Annotated in this window: 4 protein-coding genes; 1 reads left to right on the top strand and 3 read right to left on the bottom strand. The window is 69.5% G+C overall.

Annotated elements, in window-relative coordinates; translation table 11 throughout:
• On the top strand, nt 1-1,074 hold a 1,074-nt coding region (locus KN815_RS47585), incomplete at its 5' end, for an MFS transporter (protein WP_216347989.1).
• A gap of 36 nt (nt 1,075-1,110) precedes the next feature.
• Here KN815_RS47585 and KN815_RS47580 read toward each other — a convergent pair.
• The 3 genes from KN815_RS47580 to KN815_RS47570 form a co-directional block, all read right to left on the bottom strand.
• A complete protein-coding gene (locus tag KN815_RS47580) occupies nt 1,111-2,112 on the bottom strand; it encodes an ABC transporter substrate-binding protein (protein WP_253209704.1) in 1,002 nt (333 codons plus the stop codon).
• Nucleotides 2,113-2,196: 84 nt separating this feature from the next.
• Nucleotides 2,197-2,760, bottom strand: a complete 564-nt coding sequence (locus KN815_RS51340; RefSeq protein ID WP_253209705.1) for an ABC transporter permease — start codon at nt 2,758-2,760, stop codon at nt 2,197-2,199.
• 488 nt (nt 2,761-3,248) lie between these two features.
• On the bottom strand, nt 3,249-3,690 hold a 442-nt coding region (locus KN815_RS47570), incomplete at its 5' end, for a helix-turn-helix transcriptional regulator (RefSeq protein WP_372458655.1).

Genomic DNA, 3,690 nt, shown 5'->3' with positions numbered 1-3,690 from the left:
GGCGGCCCGCACCGGGTCGGCGCGCTGGGCGCCGCGGCGCTCGCGGCCGGATACGCCCTGCTGGCACCGGCCGACTCGGTGCCGCTGGTGCTCGCCTCGGGGGTGTGCGTCGGGGTCGGCTTCGGGCTCTTCTACGCCTCGATCGTGGGCGTCGTGGACACGGCCGTCCCCGAGAGCGGCCGCCGCGCGGCCTTCGCCATCCGGCATATCGTCAACAACGCCGGGATCGGGCTGGGTTCGGTCGCGGCGGGGCTCGCGCTGCACGGCGCGGACACCCCGGCGGGCACGCTGCGCTGGCTGTACCTGGCCAACGGGCTGGCGGCGCTGCCGCTGATCGCGGTGATCCTGGGCGTACGGCCCCGGGCCGGAGCCGAGGCAAAGGAGGCGAAGGAGGCGGTGGAGCCGGTGGAGTCGGTGGAGTCGGTGGAACGGTCCGGCGACGCCCAGCCGTCCGGACCCGGGCCGACCTATCGCTCCCTGCTGCGCGCCCGTCCCATGGCCCTGCTGATCCTGGCCCAGGCGCTCTTCGCGATCGTCGGCTTCACCCAGATCGAGGCGACCGTACCGCTGCTGCTGCACGACCGGATGGCGGTCACGCTGGGCTGGGTCAGCGTGGTGGTGGCGGCCAACTCCTTCGCCCTGATCGCCCTTCAGCCGCTGCTGCGCGGCCGGTTGGAGCGGCTGCCGGAGACCGTGGTCCTGGCGGGCGGTCCGGTGCTGTGGGCGGTGGCGTTCGGCTGCGGTCTGGGCGCGGCGCTGGCCGGTGAGGCGGCTCCGGCCGCCGTGCGGTACGGGCTGCTGCTGGCCTTCGCGGTGCTCTTCGCGGCGGGCGAGCTGATGTACTCCTCCGCCTTCTATCCGCTGCTGCTGCGCTGGTCGGGCGAGGAAGCGGTGGGCCGGGCGAGCGCGCTCGCGTCGCTGGCCTGGAATCTGGGCACGGCCTCCGGGCCGCCGCTCGGGCTGTTCATCGTCGCCCACGCCTCGGCGACGGGCAGTTGGCTGGCGCTCGCGCTGGGCGCGGCGGCCGCGTTCACCGTGACCGCCGCGCTGTACGGCCGGACGGCGAGCACCTGAGAACCGCCCGCCGCGACCCGAACTGCATGGAAGAACCTACGACTTGGGCAGGAACGACGTGTCGTAGGCGTCCTCCGGCGTGACGGTCTTCTCCAGGAGCCCCTGGTCGTACATGAAGTCGGCCATCCGGGTCCAGGTCTGCGGGTCGATCGCGCCCAGCTCGCCCTGGTCGTTCTTCATCAGCGGCGCGGTGGCCTTGAGCACGGCGCGGGCGTTGTTCCGCTGCTTCTCGCCGCGCAGCCCCGGTACGTACTTCTCGCTGAGCTTGATCGCCTCGTCCTGGTGGTCGATGGCATAGCGCAGTCCGCGCAAAGAGGCGTCGACGAACTTCCCGATGTCGTCCCCGCGCTTGTCGAGCGTCTTCTTCTTGGCGCCCAGACCCACGCCCACCAGCGGATCTCCGGCCGTGCCCGAGTCGAGGGTAATCGACCGGACATCCTTACCGGCCTCCTTGAACGAGACGGCGTCATTGTTGAGATAGCCCATCACCCCCTCCACCTTGTTTCCGGTGAGGGCCGCCTGCTGGGTGAAGCCGATGTTCTGTACCTTGGCGTCCTTGGTGGAAAGGCCGCCCTCCTTGAGGAGCGCCAGCAAACCGAAATAGGTCTCGCCGAAGGGACCGGGTGTGCCGATCTTCCGACCCTTGAGGTCGGCGGGGGTACGGATCTCGGAATCCTTGGGCACGATCAGCCCCACCGGATATTTCTGGTAGAAGGTGGCGATGTCCACGACCGGCACATTTTTGGCGCGCGCCTGGAGCATCTCGTCACCGCCCGCGTAGATCACATCTTCCTTGCCCGAGGAGAGGGCCCCGAAAAGATCTTCGGCCGCGCCGTGGTGGCGCAGCGTCACATTGAGTCCGGCGTCCTTGTAGTAGCCCTTTTCGGCGGCCACATAGAACGGCGAGAACTGGATGTTGGGGGTGTAGGTCAGCCCCACCGTGATGCTTGTCCCGCCCTTGGCCCCCGCGTTCTTCGGCTCCTCGGCGCATGAGGTCAAAGTGGCCAGGGCCACCATCGACGCGAGGGCCGCGCCCATGACCCGGTGTCTGCGAGCACGCCTCATGGGCGTCTGCACGAAACGCACGTACTTCTCCTCTGGGATCCTCTGGGATGAAAGTTGTCAGTCGCGCTGAACGAGCCGCTCGACCAGGCGGACCACTCCGTACAGGACGGCGGCGAGAAGGCCGAGCATGACGAGCGTCGAGAACAGTCCGATGGTGTCGGCCTCCTGGCGCTGCACCGACAGCAACTGCCCCAGTCCGTCGCCCCCCATCACGAATTCGCCGACGACCGCGCCGGTGATGGAGAGCGTGAGGCCGTTGCGCACCCCCGCGAGGACGCTGGGCAGGGCGAGCGGAAGCTCGATGTACCAGAGCATCCCCCACCACCCCACCCCGTCCACCCGCGCGGCCCCCATCACATCGGGGTCCAGTGAACGCAGCCCCAGCACGGTGTTGACGAGGATGGGGAAGAAGACCAGCAGCGCGCAGAGGACGGCGATGGGCAGCAGTCCGTAGCCGATCCACAGGGCCAGCAGGGGGGCCAGCGCCACCGCGGGCATGGCCTGCGAGGCGGCCACATACGGCTGGAGCGCGGCGGCCGCCAGCTCACTGCGGGCGATCAGATAGCCGAGCGGCAGCGCCACCGCGATCCCGATCCCGCTGCCCGCCAGCGCCTCCCACACCGTCTCCTTGGTGTACTCGACGAGATCACCGTGGAACACGTCGTCGAGGAAATGCCGCGCGAGGTCGAGCGGAGCCGGAAGATAGAACTCCGCAACGGCGCCGGTCCGGGTCACGATGTCCCAGACGACAAGCAGCAACAGCCCGAATACCAGCGGCGGCAGCACACCCCGGAACAGGCTTCTCCGCCGGTCGGCGGGGGCCGCACCAGATGTCGCTCCGGTCATTTTCCGACTGTCATCGGACCGTGACTTCTCACCATTTCCGCCGCTGTCGCCGGTCTTTCGCGCATGTCCCGGTCGGGGTGAATGCGGCTCGTCCGTACTCGGCCCGCCGTCCGCGCCCGCCGTGGCGGTCGCGCCCCTTCCGTGCCCTTCGGTCATCCCCAAATCCCCTTGCATTACCGGCTGTTGCCAGATCTCGGCACGCCCGCAGGCAACCTATCGCCAGCACGCTCCGGATCACAATGTCGATGGGGAAAACGAAATTATCATGTGGAAGTATTTCCAAGGATGCCGAGCTCAGTGGCGCGCACCCCCGCCTGGAAACGGGAGTTCGCCTCCAGCAGCTCCAGGATCCCGGTGACATAGCGACGGTACGTACGCACCGAGATCGCAAGATCGCGGGCGGCGGCCTCGTCGGTGACGCCGTCGCGCAGCCGGGCCAGCACCCGGCGGACCATTTCGGTACGGGCGCGGTTGCCGAAGTCGAGCGGGCGGGCGGCGGGCACCGCGCCGCCCCAGATGGAGCCGAACATGCCGTAGAGGGTGGCGACCACCACCGGGTCCTCGATGACCGAGGTCTGCCGCCCCTCCTCGGCCTCGGTGCACACCAGGGCGGTCCGGCCGTCGGCGATCACCGCGGTGGGCAGCGCCACCGCCGCGATCCGCACCTGGACGGGGGGCGGCGCCGGGCCGGGCGCCGCGTCGGGC

Origin of the sequence: Streptomyces niphimycinicus (assembly GCF_018883605.1) — a bacterium.
Classification (GTDB): domain Bacteria; phylum Actinomycetota; class Actinomycetes; order Streptomycetales; family Streptomycetaceae; genus Streptomyces; species Streptomyces niphimycinicus.
The sequence above is the reverse complement of the archived record's forward strand: the minus strand, read 5'-3'. Positions and strand labels throughout refer to the sequence as shown.

What these genes read in the sequence shown, in the direction of transcription:
- KN815_RS47580 (WP_253209704.1), bottom strand. Translation starts at nt 2,112, where the DNA reads ATGGGCGCGGCCCTCGCGTCGATGGTGGCCCTGGCCACTTTGACCTCA.